Origin of the sequence: Bacteroides pyogenes, from assembly GCF_014196225.1 — a bacterium.
Lineage (GTDB): Bacteria > Bacteroidota > Bacteroidia > Bacteroidales > Bacteroidaceae > Bacteroides > Bacteroides pyogenes_A.
Genome location: NZ_JACIDI010000019.1, coordinates 37,873 through 61,859, shown reverse-complemented (window position 1 = coordinate 61,859; position 23,987 = coordinate 37,873). Strand labels below are relative to the sequence as shown.

Sequence of the window (23,987 nt, the reverse complement as noted above, 5' to 3'; positions counted from 1 at the left end):
AACGATTTATTTGCGTGTTCGGGATTAACCCAGACCCGCAAGTTATTGACAAACTTTTCAAAGAACTCATTTTATTTACTGCCAGAGCCGCTTAGGCTTGGCGAATTTTTAACGAACTATTATCATATATATATATATCCGATAAGTTTTTTAGCTACGACTTATATAACGCTTAGCCGTTTTATAGTAAAATTCATTCGTCTGCCGTTCGGGTTTTATTCGTCTCCCGTTCGACAGACGAATAAAACCCGAACGGCAGACGAATGAAGTACAGACGACAGACGAAATAATTCTTATGAAAAAATAGATAAATGCTAAAGATTTTCCGCTAAATATTGGATCGAATTAAAATAATAGAGAAGATTAAAATTAGAACTAATGGAAAAAATCAGTTACAAGTTAGTTTTCAACAGGAAAAAGAAACTTAATAACCAAGGTGTTGCATTGGTGCAAGTAGAGGCTTATTTGAACAAAAAAAAGATGTATTTCTCAACCAGAGTATACCTCAAGCCTGAACAGTGGGACACAAGACGGCGTATAGTGAAAAGGCATCCCAATGCAGATGGGTTGAACAGAATGTTATACGACTATGTAGCGCAAATAGAAAAGGTAGAATTAGAATTGTGGCAACAAGGCCAAAGGATCTGTTTGCATTCGCTAAAACACTTATTGGCTATACCGCAGGAAGCCAGAAAATCTTTTCTTGCATTTTATAAAAAAGAAGTAGAGAACTCTTCATTGAGAGTATCCACTCAAAGAAATCATCTGACTACATATAATATATTAAAAAGGTATAAGAGGTATATTTCCTTTGCGGACATTACATTCGATTTTCTGACCTCTTTCGATCACTATCTACGATCAGAAAGATATCATATTAATACTATAGCCAAGCATATGAAACATCTGAAGCGATACATTAATGTAGCCATTAATAAAGGATATATGGATGTGCAGAGATATGCTTTCAGACAATATAAAATAAAAACGGTAGAGGCACATCATACGCACTTGTCTCCGGAAGAACTTGAACAATTGGAAAATTATTTTCCGGAAGAAAAACATATCCGGCTGAGAAGAACAAAAGATGCCTTTCTGTTCTGCTGTTATGCCGGGCTAAGATATTCAGACTTTGTCAGTCTTAAACAAGAAAATTTAGTAGAGCTATATGGAGACACTTGGCTGATTTTTCAATCTGTGAAAACAAAAGTAGAAATCAGAATACCGTTGTATCTTTTATTCGAAGGAAAAGCATTAGATATTTTAAAACGATATCAAAATAGCCTGAACGACTTTTTCAGGTTACGTGACAATTCAAATATCAATAAAGAGCTACTCCTGTTGTCTAAATTGGCAGGAATTAAAAAAAGAATTTCTTTTCACACGGCAAGGCATACAAATGCCACCTTATTAATATATAGTGGAGCAAATATTACAACTGTACAGAAACTTCTGGGGCACAAAAGTATGAAAACGACGCAAATATATGCCGATATTATGGACATAACTCTTATAAAAGATCTGGAAAGAGTGACATATTAAGTCAAGTCTCTATACCAAGTTCCGCAAAGACTTTGCAGATTTCGTACATTGGCATGCAGACACAGGAAGTAGCGATTAGATCAAATGTAAGGATTGTATTAAAATCTGATGCACAACAGATCGACGAGGTAATGGTAGTAGCTTATGGGACAGCAAAGAAGTCTTCTTTTACAGGTTCGGCAGCAACTGTTAAAGCAGACAAGATAGAACAACGCCAAGTCTCCAATATAACTGGAGCTATGTCCGGTATAGTAGCTGGCGTGCAGGTAACCAGTAACAACTCCGGAGGACAGCCGGGAGTTGCGTCTAAATTGCGTATTCGCGGTGTAGGCTCAATGGCTGCCGGTAATGAGCCGCTGTATGTTATTGACGGGGTTCCTTTCGATGGAGACTTGTCTACTCTTAATCCTGCAGATATTGAGTCGACAACAGTATTGAAAGATGCCGCTTCCAATGCTTTGTATGGTGCTCGTGGCGCAAACGGTGTTGTCTTGTTGACTACTAAAAAGGGAAAAGTAGGAGATGCAGTTATTACTTTAGATGCAAAATGGGGAACTAATTCAAGAGCAGTTCCTAACTACGATGTACTGAAGAACCCGGCAACGTATTTGGAAAAAGCTTATGAAGCAATTTACAATAGCGTGTTCGGGACAAGTAAATATCCCACAGCGGAAGCTGCCCATAAAAGGGCTAATGCCTTACTTCCGACTAATAGTGGCGGTGGATTGGGATACCAAATATATACTGTTCCGACCGGAGAGTATCTGATAGGTATGGATGGTAAGTTGAATCCCAAAGCGACATTGGGATATTCGGATGGGACTTACTATTATACACCGGACGATTGGTATAATGAATTATTTGATAAAGGTAATCTTCGTCAAGAATATAATGTCGCTATTTCTGGGGCTTCTGAAAAAATAAATTATTATATGTCTGCCGGCTATTTGGATGATAGCGGTTTGATTGCAGGATCGGGATTTAAACGCTATTCTACGCGAATAAAGGCTGACTATCAGGCAAAAAAATGGCTGAAGATCGGTGCGAATGTTGCTTATACAAACTATAATATGGAGTATCCGGCGAGTCAGGATAATAAGTCGGGCACTTCTTCTGCCAATTTATTTTATATAGCTAATAATATCGCTCCTATCTATCCGATGTATAGCCGTGATGCGGAAGGTAATATTCGAAAAGACAGCTATGGATTTACTGTATATGATTTTGGTGATCGAACTACCGGGGGGAAATTTAAACGTACATTCATGAGTGGATCTAATCCGGCTGTAATGGTGGAATTAGATAAGCGCAGTTATAAAGCTGATGTGTTAAGTAGCCGATGGTATGCTACTGTAAATTTATACGAAGGGTTAAAGTTTACTTATAACGTTGGTCTTGATGTAGATAATACAACTTATAGACGTTTGTACAATGCGTATTATGGACAATATGCCCAAGTAGGTGGTATCGTATATGCGGGCTCGAATCGCACATATGGTTTTAACCAGCAACAATTGCTTACTTATTTGAAAGAGTTTGGGAAGCACTCCTTTGATTTCCTTATCGGTCATGAAGCTTATGACTATAAATATAATTATCTTAGAGGAAGTAAGGAAAAATTGTTTAACCCATCGATAATTGAGATTGATAATGCTATTAAAAACCCGTCAATAAATTCATATACTCATAATTATGCAACAGAAGGTTGGTTAAGTCGCGTTCAATATGATTATGATGGGAAATACATTTTTAGTGGCTCCTATCGTCGCGATGCCTCTTCGCGATTCTTGAAAGAAAATCGTTGGGGTAATTTCGGCTCCTTGGGAGGGGCTTGGGTGGCAACCAAGGAGGATTTTATGAAAAATCTTACTTGGATAGACTTCTTGAAGTTTAAAATAAGCTATGGAGTTCAGGGTAATGATGCTCTTCTTTTTACAGATAAAGAGACACAGAACTATTATCCCTATATGGACCAATATAAGGTTTCTAATAACAATGATAATTTTGCTACATCTTTGGAGTATAAAGGAAACAAAAATATCACATGGGAAACGTCTTACTCTTTCAATACGGGATTTGATTTTACTTTATTCAAAGAGAAACTAAATGGAGGTATAGAATATTTTAATAGAAAGACTACTGATTTGTTATATTACATGCCTGTAAATCCATCGAATGGATACGCTTTTTATCCGAAGAATGTGGGCTCAATTTCTAATAGTGGGTTAGAGTTTGATCTGAATTACAATATTGTAAAAAATAGAGACATAAATTGGAATGTATATATTAATGCTACATTTATTAAAAATAAGATTAACGAACTAGCTCCGGAGCTAGAGGGAGAATTAATTGATGGGAGCCGTATCTATAAAGAGGGCAAATCAATGTATCAAATGTATCTTAGGAAATATGCGGGAGTCAGTGAGAAGGGAGAGGCTCTTTACTATATCAAAACTAAAGATCCGGATGGAAAAGAAATATTAGGCACTACTACCGAATGGAATAAGGCAGACCGTTTTGAAACAGGTGATTTGTTATCTGATGTATATGGTGGATTCGGAACTACAGTTAATGCTTATGGCTTCGATTTCTCTATTTCTTGTGCTTATCAGTTAGGGGGTAAGATATACGACGGAGCTTATGCCTCATTTATGCATCCGGGAAGTGCGTCTCGTGCCGGTCAAAACTGGCATAAGGATATTTTGAAGTCTTGGTCGGCGACAAACAGTAAAACAGATATTCCTCGAGTTAACGCATCCGATCAATACACAAATAGTGCTTCCGATCGATTTATTATAAGCTCTAATTACTTGGATATTACGAATATCACATTAGGATATACCTTGCCTGTCTCTTTGCTTAGAAAAGTCCAAGTGAATAGCTTACGCGTATATTTGGCAGCAGATAATGTGGCTCTCTTTTCCAAACGAAAAGGGCTTGATCCGCGGCAATCCTACACATCGGCCAATGCTTATACATATTCGCCCATGCGTACGATTTCTGGCGGTATAAAAATTACATTTTAGAATCTTGTAATATTTAAATATTTAAGAATATGAATAAGTATAAGAAGTTTATATATATCCTTCCCACAGCTTTTTTAATGTTGGCAGTTTCATGCACAGATCTTGATGCAGTCCCTGAAGGAGGAACTATGACAACGGATCAAAAAGAAAAGGTTCAATCTTCCGATCCGTCTAAATTGGAGGCTGATGTGACAGCACTCTCGGCATTGCTTACAAAGTATGGAGCTATTTATGACTGGGCTGGAAGAATGAATCATTTTGACTTTGGTTTTTCTTCTGTCTGCTTGATGTTAGATACAAGTGGGATGGATATGCCTTCAGAAAATACCGGATATAATTGGTATAATGATGAACTGTTAATGACAGATCGTACTGAGACTGGGCGTGTAACATATTTTATGTGGAATCAGTTTTATAGTCATATAAAAAAGTGTAATGATATTTTGCAAATAGCTCCCTCAAATACAGAAAGTGTGCTATTGAAAAAATATCGTGGACAAGCACTTGCCAATCGTGCATGGGCTTATTTGAATTTGATACAAATTTATCAGTTTACATACAAGGGCCATGAGGAAGCCCCTGGAGTACCTGTTATTACCGAAGATATGACTGTTGAGCAAATCAATAATAATCCGCGTGCATCGGTGAAGAATGTGTATACACGTATCATGGAGGATTTGAATGAGGCTGTTACTTTATTAACTGAAGATCGTTCTGATAAATCACAGGTGAACCTGAATGTAGCATACGGAATTCGTGCACGTGCTAATCTGTTGATGAATAATTGGCAAGCTGCGGCAGAAGATGCGGGAAAGGCTCTTTTGGGATACTCTCCTTACTCAAGAGAAGCAGTAAGCAAACCGACATTCAATGATGCAAAAGATAATGATTCATGGCTATGGGCAAGTATCGTGACTGAAGAAAATGATATTGTAAAATCAGGTATATTGAATTTCCCATCCATGATGTGTTCTTTTACAGGGAATGGGTATTCCCCCGGTTATGCCGCACGCTATATAAACAGTAAATTATATGATCAAATTCCTGAAACAGATGTAAGAAAAGGATGGTGGGCTGAAGCGGAAGAAGTAATAGAGAATGGAGAGCTTGTAGGTTATGATTTTACAAAGTCTCGTAATGTAGACTGGACTTGGAAAATTAATGAGGGAGGGAAAGATTATAATATTGCTGAATATTTAGGTTGGAGAGCACCTTATTTGAACGTTAAGTTTGGTCCATATAAGAATATTTATAATAATCCGACTAATGCATGTGATTTTCCATTGATGCGGGCTGAAGAAATGATATTGATTAGGGCTGAAGCCTTTGCACAGCAGGGCAAGAATGGAGAGGCAGCAATTGCTCTGAAAGAATTGATGAAAGAACGAGATAAAAGTTGGAATGAGGCAAGTGTGACGGTTGATGATATCTGGCTTCAACGCCGGATTGAACTTTGGGGTGAAGGTTTTTCTTTTTTTGATCTTATGCGTTTGAAGAAACCACTGGACAGAACAGAAGCGAATTATCCTGCAGCTGCCGCTTTCAATCTTCCGGCAGAGTCTCAAATATTTTTATGGTTGATTCCGGAGGATGAAATTAATCAAAACAAAGGACTTAATAAAGAGGACAATAATCCCATAGCGACTATTCCTAAACCGTAGAAGTTGTTTATTATAAGGGCCGTTTAGGAGATCTGAAAGTTTTATGCCAAACTTTCCAATGTTAGATGCTTAATCCTTCTCAATATTATAAATAGGGATATTCGCATATAATAATATTAAAGCCAACTAACTCGCAATAAATTAGTTGGCTTTAATATTATTATATGCGAATATCCCTAACATTGAAAAGAGTAGAAAAAGAAAAAAACAAAGAGTGAGCTTCAAGTTTGGCAACATCACTCTTTGCTTTATAGAAAATTGAGACATTTTCTGAATATCCCACCTTAATAATCAAAAAATGCCAACACCGAATCCTTGAAATTGCAGGCTTATAGAACAGTTTACCGTGATTTCTCAATTCATCAACATTCCATCTTTTACGATATCGGTCAATATCGGTTTCACACCACTGACGAAACACTCAACCGCGATAACCATCAGAATGAGTCCCATCAGACGCATCATTACATTGTTTCCCGTCTCACCCAGCAAATCGACCAAGCGCGTGGAAGCTCGAAGAATGAAAAAAGTAAGTAAATAGATAAAGGCAATTGTACCGATAAGCACTCCTTTCATTTCATAGGTATGGGCGTCCTGCATCAGTACTATGGCATTGGCAATAGCGCCCGGACCGCAAAGCATAGGTATGCCGAGGGGAGTTATGGAAATATCATCCGCATAAGTTTTGATTTCCTCATCTTTCAGTTTCATGGGCGTATATCGGGCCTGCAACATGTCGAATCCTATTTTGAAGATGATAAATCCGCCCGCAATACGAAAGCCGTTGGTGGAAATCCCGAAAAATTTAAAAAGAAATTGTCCGGCAAAGGCAAACACCATTAAAGTGACAAACGAAACGATGGTGGCGCGGCGTACAATACTTTGCCGTTCGGCATCGGTCATGCCGCGAGTCATGGTGAGAAAAACCGGCATCGTTCCCAAAGGATTGGTCAAAGTAAAAAAGGAAGTAAGGCAAAGTAGAGCGAATGGTAAAAGCGCGGTATCCATAATTTTGTCTTTTTATGCATTGATTATTTTCAGACAAAAATACGATTAAATATACTAAAGTTACAACAAATTTATCAAATCTTTTAAAGACCGGATATGATAAGTAGGATGAAAAGGAAATTCCGTACGCCCCGTAACATTATAAAAAACTTGATGCATCCCTACGCCCTTGGCCCCGGTAATATCGGCTTCCCAACTGTCGCCTATCATCAACGAATCGCGCAATCCTGATTGAGTGGCGGATAAAGCAAAATGAAAAATCTCCGGCCAAGGTTTCATCACTCCCAAATCTTCGGACAAGATAAGTTTTTTAAAATAACCGTCTACTCCCGACGCACACATCTTACGCCATTGCAACTCTCGAAATCCGTTCGAAAGTATATACAGATTGTATCGTGGCGCCAAATACTCCAGCACTTCTTTCGCATGGGGCATTAAGCCGCTTTTGGTGGGAATGATTGAAAAGAAGTCGGCAGAATACCGTTTCGCCAACGCCTCATCATGAATTCCTACAGATTGCAAGGGATAAAAGAAACGCATGCTGTTGAGCTCGTCTTTGCTAATCTTGCCTTCTCCGTATTCGCTCCAGAGCTCCACATTCTTTTGTTCATAAAGGGTGTAAAAATGGTCGAACGAATCGAAGAAACGGTCAAAATGATTTGCGCAATATACTTCTTCGAAAGTGTCGCGCGCGTTCTTGGAAAAAGCCCAGATGGTGTCGTCCAGATCAAAAAATATGTTTTTATATCTCACGTAAATAATGAATAAATAGAATAGCCGGTGTGCAAATTCAGAGGCATCGGCACATCGGCTATCCAGTTACAAGAAATAGTCTTCGTTTATTTTACCAAAATAACCAAGTATTTGGATACGCTCCAGAAATCGGCAGCTTCTTTGATTTTAAAAGTCAACTGTCCTTTATCGTCTTTCACGAATTCATAAGAACCTGCGGGGTGATTGGTCAGCAACTCCGCGCGCTTCGAATAAAGCTTGATTTCTTTTGTTGTACGGATGTCTATTTGAGTAAAGTAATCTTTATTGAAATCCGCGCTCTTCAACACGTCTCCGCTTTTCAGTATCTTCTGGTCTTTCAGTTCAGATTTCGTGCCGAATACGAACCAGGCAGTGTTCAAGCTCCTGTCTTGTTCGGCAACGGTCTTCGATTTTGCTTCATTTTCTGAAGTCAAAGCCTCTTTGGCTGCCGACAAATCGCTAACTGCTGCATCCAGTTCTTGAATACGAATGTTCTTGGAAGCCAACTCTACCTGAAGCTCTTCAATGCGCTGCTGCTTGACGTTGAGCTCGGCAGTCAATGATTCTACCGCTTTTCTCAGTTGGGTAGAACTGTATTTACTATTCTTCAGTTGAGACTGTAGTTTCTCAATCTGAGCTTTATTCTCTTCCATCTGTTTAGTGATAAACTCGATATCGGCAGCAATCTTCTGCTTTGCGCTTGCCGAGTTTTCGGTAATGGTGCCACGCTGCAGATCCACACGACTTTCAGCAGCATTGATCTTGCGGAACCCTTCCTGAATTTCGTTGAAAGTTCCCATCATATCATCCAGTTCTGCATTACGCTGTGTCAATTCCAATAAAAGAGAGTCATTTTGGGCCTTCAAATCTTTTCCGCCCCTTAACCCGTCGCACGAAGCCAACATAGCTCCGCATACAAATAAAACTGCTAACTTTTTCATACATTTAATTTTTTAAATAAAATTATTTTTAAATGTCTATTCCTTCTAATACTATAACAATTTCTCCCCGCGGTTCGATAGCGGTAAAGTGTTCTACCAATTCTCCGAGACTTCCACGAACCGTTTCTTCATGAAGTTTGGATATCTCTCGCGAAACCGAAGCTTGGCGTTCAGTACCAAAATATTCGGCAAATTGGGCCAATGTCTTCAGCAAGCGATGCGGTGATTCATAAAAGACCATCGTACGCTTTTCATCAGCCAAAGCTTTCAAACGAGTTTGCCGCCCTTTTTTCTGAGGCAGAAAACCTTCGAAACAAAACTTTTCATTCGGCAATCCCGACGATACCAACGCCGGAACAAAAGCCGTCGCTCCCGGAAGGCACTGTACTTCGATTCCGTTGCGAATACATTCGCGGACAAGCAAAAAGCCCGGATCGGAAATACCCGGTGTTCCTGCATCCGAAATCAAAGCTACCGTTTCACCCGCCTTTATTCTATAAACAACACTCTCCACCGTCTTATGTTCATTAAACTTGTGGTGAGGTTGCATGAAATTCTTTATTTCAAAATGTTTCAGCAAAATTCCCGAAGTGCGCGTATCTTCCGCCAAAATCAAATCGACCTCTTTTAAAACCTTGATGGCACGAAAGGTCATATCCTCCAAGTTTCCTACAGGTGTAGGCACTACATACAGTTTTCCCATACCTTTCGATTATGCCGGTTGATTAAAATATTTTTTCAGTAACTCCAAGAAATCGTTCATCGCTTCGTTTTCCTCCCCTTCTTCCAACTTTGCTTTCGAAGAGAGAAAAGCGATGGCGGCATGATAAGAATTCATAGCTGAAATCTGCCCCACAACACGATTCATCAGCTCGTTATCGCCTCCAAAGATCTCTCGCGCGAAACGAAAAGAATCATTCAAGCTGATGGAATGTCTCAAATCGACAGCGGGCATAATTCTATCACCAAATACAGCGTTGCAAATCAAATCTTTTTTTTCTTTCACCACCGACTCTGTTTCGACTTCAAGCTCGCGAGATATAGGAAGGGGATCGTCCGTCACATAACAAGCAACAGACTCTTTATTATCTGAAGAAGCTACTCCACAATTGGCGCTCAATTCCTCCAATAACTCATCCAATCTTCCGCGCATCTGCAACACATTTCGCGTCATCAGTTCGCGAAAAACTGTGGTTGGTGTTTTCGAAAAAGAATCTGCAAGGCATTTAAGCTCTTGAACATCCAATTCTATATCTGTCAACAATTGTCGTTTCATCTTTTTCTGAATTATAATGCGAATGTATGAATAAATTAGCCAAAACCTTTAAAACATCCCGATTATTTAACGGTTCTTAAACTAAATGTGCAGTTAAAAACTGTATTGAAAATGAGTAAAAAACAAACAAAAACAACGTTTTATAGAAAACCCTTCCATGAAATTGAAGTAAGAAAATCGAAACTAATTCAACGCTATTTTAATAGCCAATGCTTCGACTGATCACCCCATATTGTACATAGAGGCGATACATCCGGCTGAAAGCGTCAACTTACACATTTTTATGATTTGACCAACACACGAACAGACTGTTCTAACGCCAGCAACAGGTTGTTTCACTGATAAGAGCACTTTTATAAGTCAACAGTTCTCAGAGAAAGACATATAGAGAATAAAACATTTGTCCGGCTAATGAATAAAATTCGCAAGGTTTATTATACCTTTGTGCTTAAATATAAAAAGAAAAACATACAAGAACATAATGGTAGTATATTCAGAAGACCACACGCAAGAGACCCGAAGAAGAGGAAGAATTGAAGTTATCTGCGGATCGATGTTTTCCGGCAAGACAGAAGAACTCATCCGCCGAATGAAACGCGCCAAATTTGCCCGCCAACGGGTGGAAATATTCAAGCCGGCCATCGACACCCGTTATTCCGAAGAAGATGTAGTGTCTCACGACAGCCACTCCATCGCCTGCACTCCGATCGACTCCTCCGCCAGCATTCTGCTATTCACCTCTGAAATAGAAGTCGTGGGTATCGACGAGGCACAATTCTTTGATGAAGGATTGATCGACGTGTGCAAACAATTGGCCGACAACGGAGTAAGAGTCATTGTCGCCGGACTGGACATGGATTTTAAAGGAAATCCTTTCGGACCTATGCCACAACTCTGCGCCATCGCCGACGAAGTCTCCAAAGTACATGCCATCTGTGTGAAATGCGGAGAACTGGCATCTTTCTCACATCGTACGGTCAAAAGCGACAAGCAGGTTCTCCTTGGTGAAACCGCCGAATACGAACCTTTGTGCCGAGTATGTTATTTACGCGCGCTCGAACAGGACGACTCAAATAAACAAAGAATTTAACTCCATATTTAACATGAAGAGGAAAAAGATCACATTCGACACGTTTATACGAAGCTCCATCACCATAGTCCTCATTATCGGTCTGCTAATACTCGTAAAACGATTGAGCGGCGTATTGCTGCCTTTCTTCATAGCATGGCTCATCGCCTATATGATATACCCTTTGGTCAAATTCTTTCAATACAAACTACGCCTAAGGAGCCGTGTTCTTTCCATTTTCTGTAGTCTGTTTCTTCTCACCCTTATCGGAGTGGTGTTTTTTTACCTGCTGGTTCCTCCCATCATTTCTGAAATGGGAAGAATGAACGAGCTGATAATGACATATATTACCCACGGAGCAGGCAGCAATATACCTCAAAACCTCTCTGAATTCATCCGCGAATATGTAGATCTCGAATCGCTCAACCGCATATTAAGCGAGGAAAAACTCTTAATTGCCATTCAGGAGGCGGTTCCCAAACTATGGAGTTTAGTAGCCGAATCGATCAACATCCTGTTCAGCATCTTCACTTTCTTTATCATCTTGCTATACATCGTATTCATTCTGTTGGATTACGAATCGATAGCCGAGGGATGGCTGCATCTGCTCCCCAATAAATATCGCAAACTTGCTTCCAACCTCGTCCGCGACGTACAAGACGCCATGAACAGATATTTCCGTGGACAAGCCTTGGTCGCTTTCTGTGTGGGAATTCTTTTCAGTATTGGCTTTCTGATCATCGATTTTCCCATGGCCATCGCTTTGGGGCTTTTTATCGGAGTGCTTAACATGGTGCCATACCTGCAGATCATCGGCTTCCTCCCTACGCTTCTTTTAGCCATTTTGAAGGCGGCCGACACCGGACAAAACTTTTGGGTCATCATTGCAAGCGCAATAGCCGTTTTTGCAGTTGTACAAACCATACAGGACACGCTCCTCGTACCCAAAATCATGGGGAAGATTACCGGACTCAATCCGGCCATCATCCTTCTATCCTTGTCCATTTGGGGATCATTAATGGGAATGCTGGGAATGATCATCGCCCTTCCTCTCACAACACTAATGCTCTCGTATTATCAACGTTTCATTATCAACAGAGAAAAGGTGATAAAACACGACTACATAGAATCAACTGATAATCAAGAAGCAAATTAAAACGGCTGAAAAAAGTTTGCATCTTTTTCGACGAAACACTTGCAGATTAAATAAAAGTAACTACCTTTGCACCCGCAATCGGGAAATAACCGATTCGCAATAAGGATTGATTCGCTAGCTCAGCAGGTAGAGCACAACACTTTTAATGTTGGGGTCCTGGGTTCGAGCCCCAGGCGGATCACTGAAAACAAAAGAAAAATCAAGAAAGAAGGTGTGTCAAAAAGCGCACCTTCTTTTTTATGCACAAAGCCACTTTGGAGCAGTAGAATTTAGTCGTTTGTAGTAAGTCCTGCCATCTTTGGGGTCTTCCCACCTGCGGCGCTTCACTTTAAGAAACTGTCCCCAAATACGCCGGCTTACTGGGAAGCCCGCCGGAATGGAAAAAGCACCCGTAAGGCCATTTTGGGGTTCCTCTTCGGGTGCTTGTTTCTTAAATCATTGATTTTCAATATTTACCAGCGGAGAGACAGGGTAATGAACCTATCTCCTTATGTCGCTTTAATTCAACTCTTTATCAATACGTCAATGCCTTAGGGGGTACAATTTAGGTTTCAAAAAAGACGTTTGTTTGTCGTCCTTTGGCTGTTCATTGTCTGCCTAAAACTTCGGTTCAAAGATACAGCTTCCTTTTGAATTACGCAAATGTCTGAATATAAATATTTCAGCTTAGGTGTAAGGTGCAAGCTATATATATAGATATATACTTGCACCTTACACCTAATTCAGGTTACTCAACTTTGCAATTAGGTTGCACTACCCGATTCGTAAATTTGCAAAAAATGAAGAAACAATAAACGCTATCAATAAATTGCAAGCCTTAAATATTGAGAATATTCAGAGCTTGCCAAACGATAACGGTGTATTGTTATTAACTTTGCAGAAACGATGGATATATGATGAAAAGCAATACTATTCACATTAAGAATATGGTTTGTAACCGTTGCATTATGGTTGTAACAGAAGCACTGAAAAGAATGGATTTTACTCCACTTAGTGTTGAACTGGGGACAGCTATTTTGCAAGAATCGATAAATGCAGAGGAACGTGCTGCCATAAAGCCTGTTCTTGAAGCATACGGATTTGAGTTGATAGATGATAAACGGATGCAGATTATCGAACAAATAAAAGTTGCGGTGATTGAATTAGTGCATTATAACGATAATTCGTCCAAGACAAACCTGTCTGATTATCTTACGGATAAGTGCCATCACGATTACAGTTTCCTTAGCAAGTTGTTTTCCGAAGTGAATGGCATAAGTATAGAAAGATACTACATTATTCAGAAAATAGAACGTATAAAGGAACTGTTAGTGTATGATGAATTATCCATTAGCGAAATTGCTGATAAGCTTAATTACTCAAGTGCAGCACATTTAAGTACGCAGTTCCGCAATATGACTGGTATTTCTCCAAGCCAGTTCAAGCGTTTAAAAGGACACAAGTTGAAACCTTTGGATGAAGTCTGAAAGATATAAGTCATATCCATAATTATGTAAGAGCCGGAAGATAAAAGCATCCTACCTTTGCAGCATATAAAAATCATCAATATGGGAAAAGGTAAGAACATAAAAAATACATATCCGGTTTTGGGTATGAGTTGCGCTTCATGTGCGGCTCGTGTGGATAAAACATTAAATGGTTTGCCGGGAGTATATCAAGCAACAGTGAATTATGCGACTGCGGTAGCACAGGTAGAATATAATCCGGAAGTATGTTCCGATGCAACACTGCAATCTGCCGTACAAGATGCAGGATATGATTTACTGGTTGATACCGGCGAAGACGTAGCCGATAAAGCGGAAGAAATTCGCTTGACAAGATACCGGAAGATAAAAAGGCGTACAGTGGTAGCCCTGCTGTTATCTCTCCCAATTATGGTTATCAGTATGTTTTTTGAAGATATATCCTCTTTAAAATATGTACTTTGGATTCTCGCCACGCCTGTGGTTTTCGGTTTGGGACGTGAATTTTATATCAATGCGTGGCGGCAATTAAAGCATGGCACTTCCAATATGGACACCCTTGTAGCTGTTAGTACCGGAATAGCCTATACATTCAGTGTTTTTAATCTGTTGTTTCCTGATTTTTGGTTGTCAAGAGGGATTGAACCGCATATTTATTTTGAAGCGGCAAGTGTTATCATTGCATTCATCCTGTTGGGACGATTACTCGAAGAGCGCGCGAAGCAAAACACTTCAACTGCCATAAAAAAGTTAATCGGGCTGCAACCTAAGACGGTAACTATTATCGTAGATTCTGATGAACGTACCGTTCCGATAACAGCCGTACAAAAAGGTGATACAATTCTTGTTAAACCCGGAGAACGCATTGCAGTAGATGGCATGGTTGTTACAGGAGAATCATACGTGGATGAAAGTATGTTGAATGGCGAGCCTGTTCCCATGCACAAGCAATCCGGCGAAAAGGTATTTGCCGGAACCATCAATCAAAAGGGGACATTCCGGTTTATTGCCGATAAAATAGGTTCTGACACGATGCTGGCACAAATCATCCGCATGGTGCAGGATGCGCAAGGCAGCAAAGCTCCCGTTCAAAAGTTAGTGGATAGAATAGCCCGATTCTTTGTCCCGGCTATTATTAGTATTTCAATTATAGCTTTTGTTGCATGGATATTTTTAGCACCAACGAACGGCTTCACCAATGGATTGTTGGCAATGGTCACTGTATTGATAATTGCCTGCCCTTGTGCATTAGGCTTGGCTACTCCCACTGCCATCATGGTAGGCATTGGAAAAGGTGCTGAAAAAGGGATTTTAATTAAAGATGCCCAAAGCTTGGAGATTGCCCAAAAGATAGATACGATAATTCTTGATAAAACAGGGACTATCACAGCAGGGCATCCGGTAGTCGTCGAAAGCCTATGGGAAAACGGCTTTGAACATAGCCGAAAAATACTGTACAGTTTAGAGAAGCTATCGGAACATCCTCTTTCGGATGCCGTAGTCAATACTTTGCAGAATGAAAAAGAGATTTCCATTGATAAGTTTGAAAACGTTCCGGGAAAAGGTGTAAAAGGTATAGTAGGCAGTCAGACTTATTACGCAGGCAACCTGTCATTATTGAATGATAACCATATTACGATAGCCAGTCATTTGCAGGAATTGGCAAACAAATGGACACAGGAAGCTAAAACATTGGTATGGTTTGCTGATTCCACACAAGCTATTGCAGCTATAGCCCTTACCGATGAAATTAAACAAACTTCGGCACAAGCCATATCACAACTACAGAAAATGGGTGTTGAAGTGTATATGCTGACAGGAGATAATACAATTTCAGCACAAGCCATATCTCGAAAGGTAGGAATAAACCATTATAAAGCCGGAGTGTTGCCGAACGAGAAAGCTCAATTCATAAAAGAATTGCAAGCGAATGGGAAAAAAGTAGGCATGGTAGGTGACGGAATTAATGATAGTGCGGCTTTAGCACAAGCGGATTTAAGCATAGCAATGGGGCAAGGCAGTGATATTGCTGTAGATACGGCAATGGCGACCATACTCTCATCCGATTTACTGAAAATACCGGAAACCATCCGGCTGTCGCAATTGACGATAAAAACAATTTATCAGAATTTGTTTTGGGCGTTTATTTATAACTTAATTGGTATTCCGATTGCGGCAGGCATATTTTATTCAGTAAACGGATTTCTTTTAAATCCGATGTGGGCAAGTGCCGCAATGGCATTCAGTTCTGTATCTGTGGTGTTAAACAGCTTGCGTTTAAAAAGAAAAAGAATAACTTAATAATCAATTAAAATGGAAACAATGACTTTTAAAACAAATGCCAAATGTATAGGCTGTCTTGCTAAAATAGAAGAAATATTGCAAGATAAAATGAACAGAGAAGAATGGAATTTGGATTTGTCCGATTCCAATCGTCCCCTGACTGTAACGTCCGATAAGTTGGCAGCAGGTGAAATAGTAGAACTGATTAGCAAAGCTGGTTTCAAAATAGAACAAATGAAATGAGAGTAATAGCATTGGTTGAAAATACAAGCATATCCAAAGACTATAAAAGTAAACACGGACTATGCTTGTATATTGAAACAAAAAAGCATAAACTGCTATTTGATTTAGGTTCAAATAGTTTGTTTTTGGGAAATGCAGTCAAATTAGATGTGGATATTTCGGACATTGATTCTGTGATTATTTCTCACGGGCACAATGACCACGGGGGAGCTTTGAAGTATTTTTTAGAAAATAATGCCAAAGCGAACATATACATTAGTCGATACGCTTTTGAGGAATATTATGCTAATATCTTAGGTATGAAATGGTACGTTGGTCTCGATAGAAAATTAAAAGATAATCCAAGAATTATTCTTATCGAGGATGAGTATGTAATAGATGAAGAATTGCAAATATTTTCCAATATAGAGGAACATCGTTATTTACCTACAGCAAACAATAGTCTATTCGTCAAACAAAATGGGACGTATGAGCATGATACATTTAAGCATGAACAATATTTGATTATAACCGAAAGCAATTATAAAACTTTATTCAGCGATTGTGCTCACAATGGAATAGTCAATATTCTAAATAGAGCCGAAGATATTGCAAAACAGGAAATGAAATATTGCATATCAGGTTTTCATCTTTATGACCCATTGAAGAAAAGAACTGAAAACATAAACCTAATTAAAAATATTGCAAATACGTTTTTATGCCGAAATACAACATTTTATACTTGCCATTGTACTGGTGAAGAAGCCTATGGAATATTGAAAGGTATTGCTGACGAAAAAATAAATTATATCAGTACAGGACAAATAATACAGTTATAAGACATAGCGATTTATTTTTTAACTCAATTAATATTATACATCATGGATTTTTTAGAATTAACAAAAAAGCGTTATTCCGTAAGAAGCTATACTTCCCAAGAAGTAGAGAAAGAAAAGTTGGATTATATTCTTGAATGCGCCCGGTATGCACCGTCTGCCGTAAACAAACAGCCGTGGCAATTTATAGTGATAAACAGTGAATTGCAGAAAAAAAAGCTGCAAAAGGTTTACTCTGCCAAATGGTTTGCGGAAGCCCCCCTATATATCATTGTATGTGCAAATGATTCGGTTGCATGGACACGTCAGTATGATAATAAAAATCATGCAGATATTGATGCTGCTATCACTACGGAACATATCTGTTTGGCAGCAGCGGAACAAGGGTTAGGAACTTGTTGGGTTTGCAATTTCGATATAGATGAATGCAAACATAGCTTGGGATTATCTGCTAATATTCACCCGGTTGCAATAATTCCTATAGGTTATCCAGCGGATTCAAAGCACAATCCAACAGCCCGCAAGAGCATTGATGAGATAGTAACTATATTATAACGTCATCATGCCATAGAAAGAGAGAAACAGGGAAATTACCCCCGTTTCTCTCTGCTTTTATAATGACCTTATACCGTTTCTATACTGCTTTAATTCTATTTCACTGCTTTGACGGATTGCAGCATCCAGTTCATTCAATATTCGGACTTTATCATCGGGAATCATACCTACAAAAGGTATTGTATTTGAAACTGTATTTCCCAATAAAGTTGTCCTTATGCTAAGGGCAGAAATAAAGGTTCTCAACTCCAACAGACGTTCCTGCTCCGATGCCTCAATAAATTTGCCCTCTTGTATTTCCTGATAAAGTTCCGATTCGGGAAATACGGTCAAAGAAACGAAGTTTATAGTAAAAGGATGTAGCTGATTAAATATTTCAGCCGTATGGATTGCATTCTGCTGTCCTTTCCCCTTTCCCGCAAGCCCTGTCAGATAAACCAAATTATAACGAATATTGGCTTCTTCCAGCTTTCTGCACTGTTCCAATATATCTGCTGCCGTATTACCCTTATTCATTCTTGACAAGGTTTCATCATCTCCCGATTCCGTGCCAATACTAATACTGTCAAACTTTAAATGACGCAAGTTCTTCAGTTCTTCTACACTCTTCGATTTAATGTCTGCTATGCGGGAAAATGTTCCTATTGTTTCGCAATAAGGGAGATACTTCCGAATCAATAACCCCAAATCCAACAATCTGTTATAGCTCAAAGCAAAAGGATTGGCACCAGTCAGAAAGACACGTCTTGCCTTAGGCTGGTATTCCTGAATTATTTTCAAGTCTGATTCAACTTCCGAAACAGGGGATAATCTAAACTTAGTTCCATGATACAGGCTACAAAATTTGCATTTATGATATGTACATCCTGCTGTTACCTGTAACAGTTGCGAACTTGCTTCATAGGGTGGTCGCCAAATTTGACCGTCAAAGTGCATTTTCTCTATTTCCATACTCTTAATTTTTATAAGTTTCAGTCTTTGCTAAATATTTAGAAAGACCGAAAACTTTGTATATTCAATATATTTAGTTACTTTTGTGCGAACAAAGTTACTAAGATACTTAGTATAAAAAAAGAACTTACCATTAAGTAAGATAGTAACGTAGAGGTAACTATTATTGATTGATAATGAATTAAATAAGAAAAAAAGATGGATGATACTCATTATAGAGAAGCTATTTGTCCTGCCTGTGGAATAATTGACCGTTTCGGTGATAAATGGTCGTTACGCATATTGTTTCTTCTGCATCAGAAGGGAACCTTGCGCTTCAATGAGCTATTAAGAAACACTCCGAATGTGTCACAAAAGATGCTGGCTACAGCATTAAAGAAATTAGAAGCCGATAAGTTAGTGAATCGTAAACTGTACCCGGAAATACCACCAAAAGTGGAATACAGGCTTACATCGCTTGGAAAAAGTTTAATGTCGCCCTTAGATGGTATTATTCAATGGGCTTTGGAACATTCCGATGAAATTTTAGAACACCGTCAAAAAACGGAAAAACAGAAGAAAGTATAGAACTTCAATGTTCTATACTCTCCCTTTTTATCATCTTGCATTCACATATTTATATGAGGATAACAAAATATTGTTATCTATAATTTTAGAACTCTCCAAATACCAATTTGAGCCAAAAGTTTCACCTATGAAACTGATACCTTTACCAAGCATAACAGGAATAGTGTAAAGGGTCAGACTATCCAGCAGTCCCGCTTGAATAAGTGTAGTCAAAAGTTTACCACCACCGACTAACAGCATATCATTATCACTTTTCATTTCATGTACTTTCCGAAGTGGAGCATCTATAAGAAATTCCACTCCACAATCCGGCGTAACATTTGCATCGTGGTGGGAAACTACAAAAGTACGTTTACTTTTATATAACCATCCACCCCAATGCTCAAATAAATAGGTATAAGTATTAGCTCCCATCAGCAAGCAAGTAGCCGTTTCGTATTCTTTTCCAATAAGCGATTTTACATTTGAAGTAATCCAGTCCAGTTCATTGTCCGATGTTGCGATAAAACCATCGAGAGACACAGCGATATGCGCTTTAATTTGTTTCATATTGTTAGGCATTAAACAGTTTATATTTTTACGGGTGACCCGTTTATAATCTTTATTCAAACTGTCCGCCAGTATCTCAAAAAAGAAGCGTGAACTCACACTGCTCCACTACGAGGTACTGGCATACCTAAATGACGAAACAGGCAAGCCCACGCTATGTTAAAACATAGCATAGACATTGCGCTGAAAATCTCGTCATTTTGAAAAGTGCCAGTTTTCGTAGTGAGATATTCGGCGAACGAATATGATATATATAAAGGCAACATCACAGGTTACTGTTCAATCGCCATTATCTTCTATGTAACTTTTGCAAAGTTAGCCAAATCCCTGAAAACTCCTATATACAAAACAAGAAATCCTGCCTTACCTTACGACAAAACAGGATTGAAAGCCATTAGAAAAGAAAAAATTAATCGGTTTTCTCCCGGATTAACTTGTGTACGTCCGTTGCACGGTAATAACATCTGCCATCCAGCATAAGGAAAGGGAGTATTCCCTTTTTCCGATAACGGGTCAGTGTTCGGGGGGCTACTTTTAGCAGCAGGCACAAGTCCTGATTATCCAGCAGTTCTTCGCCATCCAAACAGTTACGACCTTTTATAACTTTGTCTATCTTCTTGTCCTGCATATCGAACCTGTCCATGATACGTTCCATCCATGTGGTAAAATCATCTTTATCTATATACATAAGGCTGTCTGATTAAATTAAACCAATCATAAAATAACTTTGGTTGGACGGGTCTTTAATGATAATGTCCCGTTCCCGCATGAAGCGGATATAGCTTTTGGCGGTGCGTTCTTTCACGTCCAAAATCTGTTGTATCTGCTCGCACAGGTCTATATAGGTTATATGTTCCTGCCTGCCGAACACGTCACGGGCAACCCCGACCAGTTCCTTTTCCTTTCGTTTTTCTTTTTCCTCTCGTGGTTTTTCTCCTTTGTAAAGGTGCATCCCGGCTGCTTTATCCCATGCGAACAGCATCAAAGGAACATCCAACGGGCTACCATCCCTTACTTTCAGGGCTTTTACAACTGACTGCGTAGGTTCATCGTCTTTTTCGATGGAAAGAATTGTAGCCGCTTTACGCTGTAATTCGCTACCCAAGTGTCCCCGTAGTTTTAATCCATTCGGTACGAAATGTAGCACGCAGAGAATACAGGTATTATAAATTCCTGCCAGTCGGTATAGTTCATCTATCACTGCCACACTTTCCACTTCATCATTGGCACTCTTTACAAGGTCGGCGATGCCGTCAATAGCTACCAACTGGATGCCGCCATACTGGTAATAGAATTTATCCATACTTTGTACGATAGCGTGCAGGCGTTCTTTACGGGACATACCCGTCAGACAGAATGCTTTCAGTTCTTCCGGTTTGTTCGGTTGCTTGGCACGTGCCAGCAGGTTACTTACATTTTTGAACAGTTGTACTTCGGACTGTTCCGTATCATAGAGTAATACCGCTTTATGTTTACCATTGGCGGCTATCTGTATGCCGAGCGTATCTATTTCCTTATCCGGTTGGCAGATACAGCCCGCTAACATGGCAGCTATATAATTACTCTTTCCTGTTCCCTCACCGCCTGTAATACCAAACAGGTTTCCCTGTGTCCCTAATGGAACATCTCCGGCAGAAATTATTACCTGCGCTTTTGCCGGGGGATTATTGAAGTCTATTTCGCACGATTTGAGCATAATCAATGCATCACTATATAGGTTATCTAAAAATTCGATAAACAATTTCAGGAAATCTTCACGGGTATTCCCAGCCTTGAAGTAATCGGAAATATCCTTTTCCTCTTTCGTTCCGGGAAGTGGTAAGAGTAGGCGTTTTACTCCCAATTCTTCCAACTGTTTTTCCTGTTTGCTTGCGCTTTCCTTGCCCGTCTTGTCAGTATCATATAATAAGATGATATGCTTAAAACGGAACGTCAATTTATAAATCAGCGTAGGCGGGATAGTCACCGTTTCACTGTTGAAGCAGATAGCATGAAAACCATGTGCCGCCAATGACATGACATCCTTTTCGCCACCCGTGATAAACAGTGTATCACCCTTTGCGGGTAGTTGTTCCAATCCGAAACAATAGTTTTCCCCGAAGTTACCACCATAGAGGAAACGGGTTTTCGAGAATGGACGGTACAGTTTTATGTACCGTTTGTTCTTATACCCGTACATTGGTTCTGTTACGGATGAAGTATAAGTGAACGGTGTTCCATCCGCTGTTACGCTTTGAAAGTCCCGTAAGGAACACACCTTATAAAATTCCAATACTTCCGGTGTGATACCATACTGCTGCCAGTACATCAATTCGGCAAGCGGAAATTTCTGTTCCCTGAACTGGTAGGGTTTGCTTTCCTTTTCAGGTGTTTGCTCCGGCATATCATTTACTATATGGGAAAAAGTACGGGTAACTGGTATCGGATTACCTGTTGCCAGTCCCAATCCCAAATCCCGGTCTATGGTTTCCAGTATTTCCACAAAATCCATTGAGTTGTTGCAGTCCAGCCCCTTTAACTGCCCCACGAAAAAGAAACAATCACCGCTATAACTGTCGTTACCGAAATCTTTCATCTTATAGATACCACTTCGGCGGTCGAAATAGATGTTACAGGACGCTTTGTTATCCTCATAAAGCGGGTTCAAGAAATTGCGACCTATCCGCCAATTACCGGATATGTAATGCTTGAACACGGATAACCCGTTATTTGTCCTTTCTAATATTTCTTCTTTCCTTAACATATAGCTGGTGGTTGGTTATCAGGTCATTAATACTGTCCTTATCTCGTTTAATCAGGCGTTCTTCCAATAATCGTTTTATTTCTCCAATCTTGTAGAAATAATGTCCCTTGATATTGGAATAAGTGACTGTCCCGGCTGCCCGCAAGCGTTGTAATGTCCGGTCACTGATTTTTAGAAATGTGCAGACCTCGTAACTATCTACCCAAATTTCATCCTCATTGGTACTTTCCGCTTCTGTGTGATTAAATATATAATCGGCAATAGCGGTAATCTTGTTGTCTAATTCCTTATAGGCTTTTGACTCAAATGTTATTATCTCCATTTCGCTAACTAATTGATTTGCTGCAAAGATGGCGGGTTTCAAAAGATAAAAATTACAGGGTATAACCAAGTTGGTGAATATTTATTTTTCTCTTTTTCAGTAGCAAAAGCAGGGTGTTATTACCCGAAAATGCCGCATTTCATATCTAAATCGTATAAAAACAAAAACTACCAAGTTGGTAGTTACTTGGTAGTTTTTATGTGGAGTAAATATCTTTATTACAGTTCGTCCGATTCCATTCGCTTTAACAGTTGTTCGATTACTGATGTAAAAAAAGCAGTTCGATTTTTCTTTCTGCTTTTGAGAGTTAGATATGTTCGATAATAATCTCCTAAATCTATATCAAAAGCTGCTTCAATGAAAGCCATGATTTCTTTTATTGTCACATTTCCATTATTAAGTGTTGCAATAGCAACAAGTCCATATCCAAACTCTACCGCATCTGATTTAGAGCCAGTCCATTTCAGATTAAAGTCAGAAAGTGCCGCTCGTATTTTAGATATTTGCATTTTCCTGTCTAACAATTGTAATTGTCTATTGAGATATATTCGTAGCATTTCATTCGACAAAATTTTAGCTACTTTGTAATCATATCCAGTAGAAAAGGCTGGGTCTTTATCTAAAAATGCGCTATCAACACACAATCTGAAATTCGCTTTATATCGAACAAAGTAATAAGAATCTAAGTGGGTTGCTTTCGAACGATAATATTGGTAGAAATCAAGATTTTGGTCAAAGAAATATTTTAAATTATCCAATTGGCAATGAAGATACTCTCGTTGTACATCATCACTGCCAATCGGACGTTTCATCTCAATTCTTGTTATTTTGTAAAAGTATAAATACCGACTAAGAATGTCTGGCTTTATATCTTTAAAGAAATGAATTTCTTCTTCTTCGTTCTGAAATTCATATTTTACAGTCATGCTCCGCAAGTTATCGAATAAAGGTCGTATGACATCTATCATATGCAAAGCATCCTCCACGCAGACATTTTCATCAATGTCAAGCAACTCCATTTCTTCATTTATTCGATGCAATATTTCATTGATATAATCTTGCAT

Annotated in this window: 22 protein-coding genes, 1 tRNA gene and 1 pseudogene; 13 read left to right on the top strand and 11 right to left on the bottom strand. The window is 39.2% G+C overall.

Features of this window, described 5'->3' with window-relative positions; translation table 11 throughout:
* From GGR07_RS14105 to GGR07_RS11710, 4 genes and pseudogenes are all read left to right on the top strand, one after another.
* Positions 1–95: pseudogene (locus GGR07_RS14105) on the top strand (transposase); the annotation flags it as partial.
* Between the two features lie 283 nt (positions 96–378).
* Complete coding sequence (locus tag GGR07_RS11720) at positions 379–1,542, top strand: site-specific integrase (protein WP_021644331.1); 1,164 nt, start codon at positions 379–381, stop codon at positions 1,540–1,542.
* A gap of 11 nt (positions 1,543–1,553) precedes the next feature.
* Entirely contained in the window at positions 1,554–4,568 is a 3,015-nt protein-coding gene (locus GGR07_RS11715; RefSeq protein WP_122056747.1) for a SusC/RagA family TonB-linked outer membrane protein, read from the top strand.
* Between the two features lie 29 nt (positions 4,569–4,597).
* The gene (locus GGR07_RS11710) at positions 4,598–6,229 is read left to right on the top strand and encodes a RagB/SusD family nutrient uptake outer membrane protein (RefSeq protein ID WP_021645660.1); all 1,632 of its coding nucleotides are present in this window, start codon (positions 4,598–4,600) and stop codon (positions 6,227–6,229) included.
* Between the two features lie 354 nt (positions 6,230–6,583).
* Here GGR07_RS11710 and GGR07_RS11705 read toward each other — a convergent pair whose 3' ends face one another.
* The 5 genes from GGR07_RS11705 to GGR07_RS11685 all read right to left on the bottom strand — a co-directional run bounded on the left by GGR07_RS11705 (position 6,584) and on the right by GGR07_RS11685 (position 10,207).
* Positions 6,584–7,237 carry a MarC family protein gene (locus GGR07_RS11705; protein ID WP_034543439.1) on the bottom strand — a complete coding sequence of 218 codons (654 nt, stop codon included), beginning with the start codon at positions 7,235–7,237 and terminating at the stop codon, positions 6,584–6,586.
* 60 nt (positions 7,238–7,297) lie between these two features.
* Positions 7,298–7,990 (bottom strand): YjjG family noncanonical pyrimidine nucleotidase, encoded by a 693-nt coding sequence (locus GGR07_RS11700; protein ID WP_021645663.1) that lies wholly within the window; start codon positions 7,988–7,990, stop codon positions 7,298–7,300.
* Between the two features lie 86 nt (positions 7,991–8,076).
* Positions 8,077–8,931 carry a Cbp1 family collagen-binding glycoprotein adhesin gene (locus GGR07_RS11695; RefSeq protein ID WP_021645664.1) on the bottom strand — a complete coding sequence of 285 codons (855 nt, stop codon included), beginning with the start codon at positions 8,929–8,931 and terminating at the stop codon, positions 8,077–8,079.
* Between the two features lie 28 nt (positions 8,932–8,959).
* A complete protein-coding gene (gene rsmI, locus GGR07_RS11690; protein WP_021645665.1) occupies positions 8,960–9,634 on the bottom strand; it encodes a 16S rRNA (cytidine(1402)-2'-O)-methyltransferase in 675 nt (224 codons plus the stop codon).
* A gap of 9 nt (positions 9,635–9,643) precedes the next feature.
* Positions 9,644–10,207, bottom strand: a complete 564-nt coding sequence (locus GGR07_RS11685; protein WP_021645666.1) for a hypothetical protein — start codon at positions 10,205–10,207, stop codon at positions 9,644–9,646.
* Positions 10,208–10,688: 481 nt separating this feature from the next.
* Here GGR07_RS11685 and GGR07_RS11680 point away from each other — a divergent pair, with 481 nt between their 5' ends.
* From GGR07_RS11680 to GGR07_RS11645, 8 genes are all read left to right on the top strand, one after another.
* Positions 10,689–11,297 carry a thymidine kinase gene (locus GGR07_RS11680; protein ID WP_034543443.1) on the top strand — a complete coding sequence of 203 codons (609 nt, stop codon included), beginning with the start codon at positions 10,689–10,691 and terminating at the stop codon, positions 11,295–11,297.
* A 13-nt stretch (positions 11,298–11,310) separates the two neighbouring features.
* Positions 11,311–12,432: an AI-2E family transporter gene (locus tag GGR07_RS11675; protein ID WP_021645669.1), complete on the top strand. Its 1,122-nt coding sequence runs from the start codon at positions 11,311–11,313 to the stop codon at positions 12,430–12,432.
* Between the two features lie 108 nt (positions 12,433–12,540).
* Positions 12,541–12,613, top strand: a tRNA-Lys gene (locus GGR07_RS11670).
* Positions 12,614–13,325: 712 nt separating this feature from the next.
* Positions 13,326–13,898, top strand: a complete 573-nt coding sequence (locus GGR07_RS11665; RefSeq protein WP_256680596.1) for an AraC family transcriptional regulator — start codon at positions 13,326–13,328, stop codon at positions 13,896–13,898.
* Positions 13,899–13,979: 81 nt separating this feature from the next.
* Positions 13,980–16,196 (top strand): heavy metal translocating P-type ATPase, encoded by a 2,217-nt coding sequence (locus tag GGR07_RS11660; protein ID WP_021645671.1) that lies wholly within the window; start codon positions 13,980–13,982, stop codon positions 16,194–16,196.
* A gap of 12 nt (positions 16,197–16,208) precedes the next feature.
* Positions 16,209–16,421 carry a hypothetical protein gene (locus tag GGR07_RS11655; RefSeq protein WP_021645672.1) on the top strand — a complete coding sequence of 71 codons (213 nt, stop codon included), beginning with the start codon at positions 16,209–16,211 and terminating at the stop codon, positions 16,419–16,421.
* Complete coding sequence (locus GGR07_RS11650; RefSeq protein ID WP_021645673.1) at positions 16,418–17,239, top strand: MBL fold metallo-hydrolase; 822 nt, start codon at positions 16,418–16,420, stop codon at positions 17,237–17,239. The genes GGR07_RS11655 and GGR07_RS11650 overlap by 4 nt, the downstream gene beginning before the upstream one ends.
* Before the next feature lie 42 nt (positions 17,240–17,281).
* A complete protein-coding gene (locus GGR07_RS11645; RefSeq protein ID WP_021645674.1) occupies positions 17,282–17,791 on the top strand; it encodes a nitroreductase family protein in 510 nt (169 codons plus the stop codon).
* A gap of 57 nt (positions 17,792–17,848) precedes the next feature.
* Here the strand turns inward: GGR07_RS11645 and GGR07_RS11640 are convergent, their stop codons facing one another.
* Positions 17,849–18,742, bottom strand: coding sequence for a radical SAM protein (locus tag GGR07_RS11640; protein ID WP_021645675.1), 894 nt, complete (start codon positions 18,740–18,742; stop codon positions 17,849–17,851).
* Positions 18,743–18,940: 198 nt separating this feature from the next.
* Between GGR07_RS11640 and GGR07_RS11635 the strand changes: the two genes are divergently transcribed.
* Positions 18,941–19,309 (top strand): winged helix-turn-helix transcriptional regulator, encoded by a 369-nt coding sequence (locus GGR07_RS11635; RefSeq protein ID WP_021645676.1) that lies wholly within the window; start codon positions 18,941–18,943, stop codon positions 19,307–19,309.
* A gap of 30 nt (positions 19,310–19,339) precedes the next feature.
* On the opposite strand, the gene GGR07_RS11630 is transcribed toward GGR07_RS11635, so the two are convergent.
* The 5 genes from GGR07_RS11630 to GGR07_RS11610 form a co-directional block, all read right to left on the bottom strand.
* A complete protein-coding gene (locus GGR07_RS11630) occupies positions 19,340–19,858 on the bottom strand; it encodes a dihydrofolate reductase family protein (protein WP_034543458.1) in 519 nt (172 codons plus the stop codon).
* 409 nt (positions 19,859–20,267) lie between these two features.
* Positions 20,268–20,546, bottom strand: coding sequence for a helix-turn-helix domain-containing protein (locus tag GGR07_RS11625; protein ID WP_021645678.1), 279 nt, complete (start codon positions 20,544–20,546; stop codon positions 20,268–20,270).
* A 12-nt stretch (positions 20,547–20,558) separates the two neighbouring features.
* Complete coding sequence (locus GGR07_RS11620; protein WP_021645679.1) at positions 20,559–22,601, bottom strand: toprim domain-containing protein; 2,043 nt, start codon at positions 22,599–22,601, stop codon at positions 20,559–20,561.
* Positions 22,564–22,923, bottom strand: a complete 360-nt coding sequence (locus GGR07_RS11615; protein ID WP_008775017.1) for a helix-turn-helix domain-containing protein — start codon at positions 22,921–22,923, stop codon at positions 22,564–22,566. Before GGR07_RS11615 ends, GGR07_RS11620 begins: the two co-directional genes overlap by 38 nt.
* 218 nt (positions 22,924–23,141) lie before the next feature.
* Positions 23,142–23,987 (bottom strand): RteC domain-containing protein, encoded by an 846-nt coding sequence (locus GGR07_RS11610; RefSeq protein WP_021645681.1) that lies wholly within the window; start codon positions 23,985–23,987, stop codon positions 23,142–23,144.

Bases quoted from the DNA above. Each gene is read 5' to 3' on its own strand.
- GGR07_RS11720 (WP_021644331.1), top strand. From the start codon at position 379: ATGGAAAAAATCAGTTACAAGTTAGTTTTCAACAGGAAAAAGAAACTT.
- GGR07_RS11710 (WP_021645660.1), top strand. From the start codon at position 4,598: ATGAATAAGTATAAGAAGTTTATATATATCCTTCCCACAGCTTTTTTA.
- GGR07_RS11705 (WP_034543439.1), bottom strand. From the start codon at position 7,237: ATGGATACCGCGCTTTTACCATTCGCTCTACTTTGCCTTACTTCCTTT.
- GGR07_RS11695 (WP_021645664.1), bottom strand. From the start codon at position 8,931: ATGAAAAAGTTAGCAGTTTTATTTGTATGCGGAGCTATGTTGGCTTCG.
- rsmI (WP_021645665.1), bottom strand. From the start codon at position 9,634: ATGGGAAAACTGTATGTAGTGCCTACACCTGTAGGAAACTTGGAGGAT.
- GGR07_RS11685 (WP_021645666.1), bottom strand. From the start codon at position 10,207: ATGAAACGACAATTGTTGACAGATATAGAATTGGATGTTCAAGAGCTT.
- GGR07_RS11680 (WP_034543443.1), top strand. From the start codon at position 10,689: ATGGTAGTATATTCAGAAGACCACACGCAAGAGACCCGAAGAAGAGGA.
- GGR07_RS11675 (WP_021645669.1), top strand. From the start codon at position 11,311: ATGAAGAGGAAAAAGATCACATTCGACACGTTTATACGAAGCTCCATC.
- GGR07_RS11665 (WP_256680596.1), top strand. From the start codon at position 13,326: ATGATGAAAAGCAATACTATTCACATTAAGAATATGGTTTGTAACCGT.
- GGR07_RS11660 (WP_021645671.1), top strand. From the start codon at position 13,980: ATGGGAAAAGGTAAGAACATAAAAAATACATATCCGGTTTTGGGTATG.
- GGR07_RS11655 (WP_021645672.1), top strand. From the start codon at position 16,209: ATGGAAACAATGACTTTTAAAACAAATGCCAAATGTATAGGCTGTCTT.
- GGR07_RS11650 (WP_021645673.1), top strand. From the start codon at position 16,418: ATGAGAGTAATAGCATTGGTTGAAAATACAAGCATATCCAAAGACTAT.
- GGR07_RS11645 (WP_021645674.1), top strand. From the start codon at position 17,282: ATGGATTTTTTAGAATTAACAAAAAAGCGTTATTCCGTAAGAAGCTAT.
- GGR07_RS11640 (WP_021645675.1), bottom strand. From the start codon at position 18,742: ATGGAAATAGAGAAAATGCACTTTGACGGTCAAATTTGGCGACCACCC.
- GGR07_RS11635 (WP_021645676.1), top strand. From the start codon at position 18,941: ATGGATGATACTCATTATAGAGAAGCTATTTGTCCTGCCTGTGGAATA.
- GGR07_RS11630 (WP_034543458.1), bottom strand. From the start codon at position 19,858: ATGAAACAAATTAAAGCGCATATCGCTGTGTCTCTCGATGGTTTTATC.
- GGR07_RS11625 (WP_021645678.1), bottom strand. From the start codon at position 20,546: ATGTATATAGATAAAGATGATTTTACCACATGGATGGAACGTATCATG.
- GGR07_RS11620 (WP_021645679.1), bottom strand. From the start codon at position 22,601: ATGTTAAGGAAAGAAGAAATATTAGAAAGGACAAATAACGGGTTATCC.
- GGR07_RS11615 (WP_008775017.1), bottom strand. From the start codon at position 22,923: ATGGAGATAATAACATTTGAGTCAAAAGCCTATAAGGAATTAGACAAC.
- GGR07_RS11610 (WP_021645681.1), bottom strand. From the start codon at position 23,987: ATGCAAGATTATATCAATGAAATATTGCATCGAATAAATGAAGAAATG.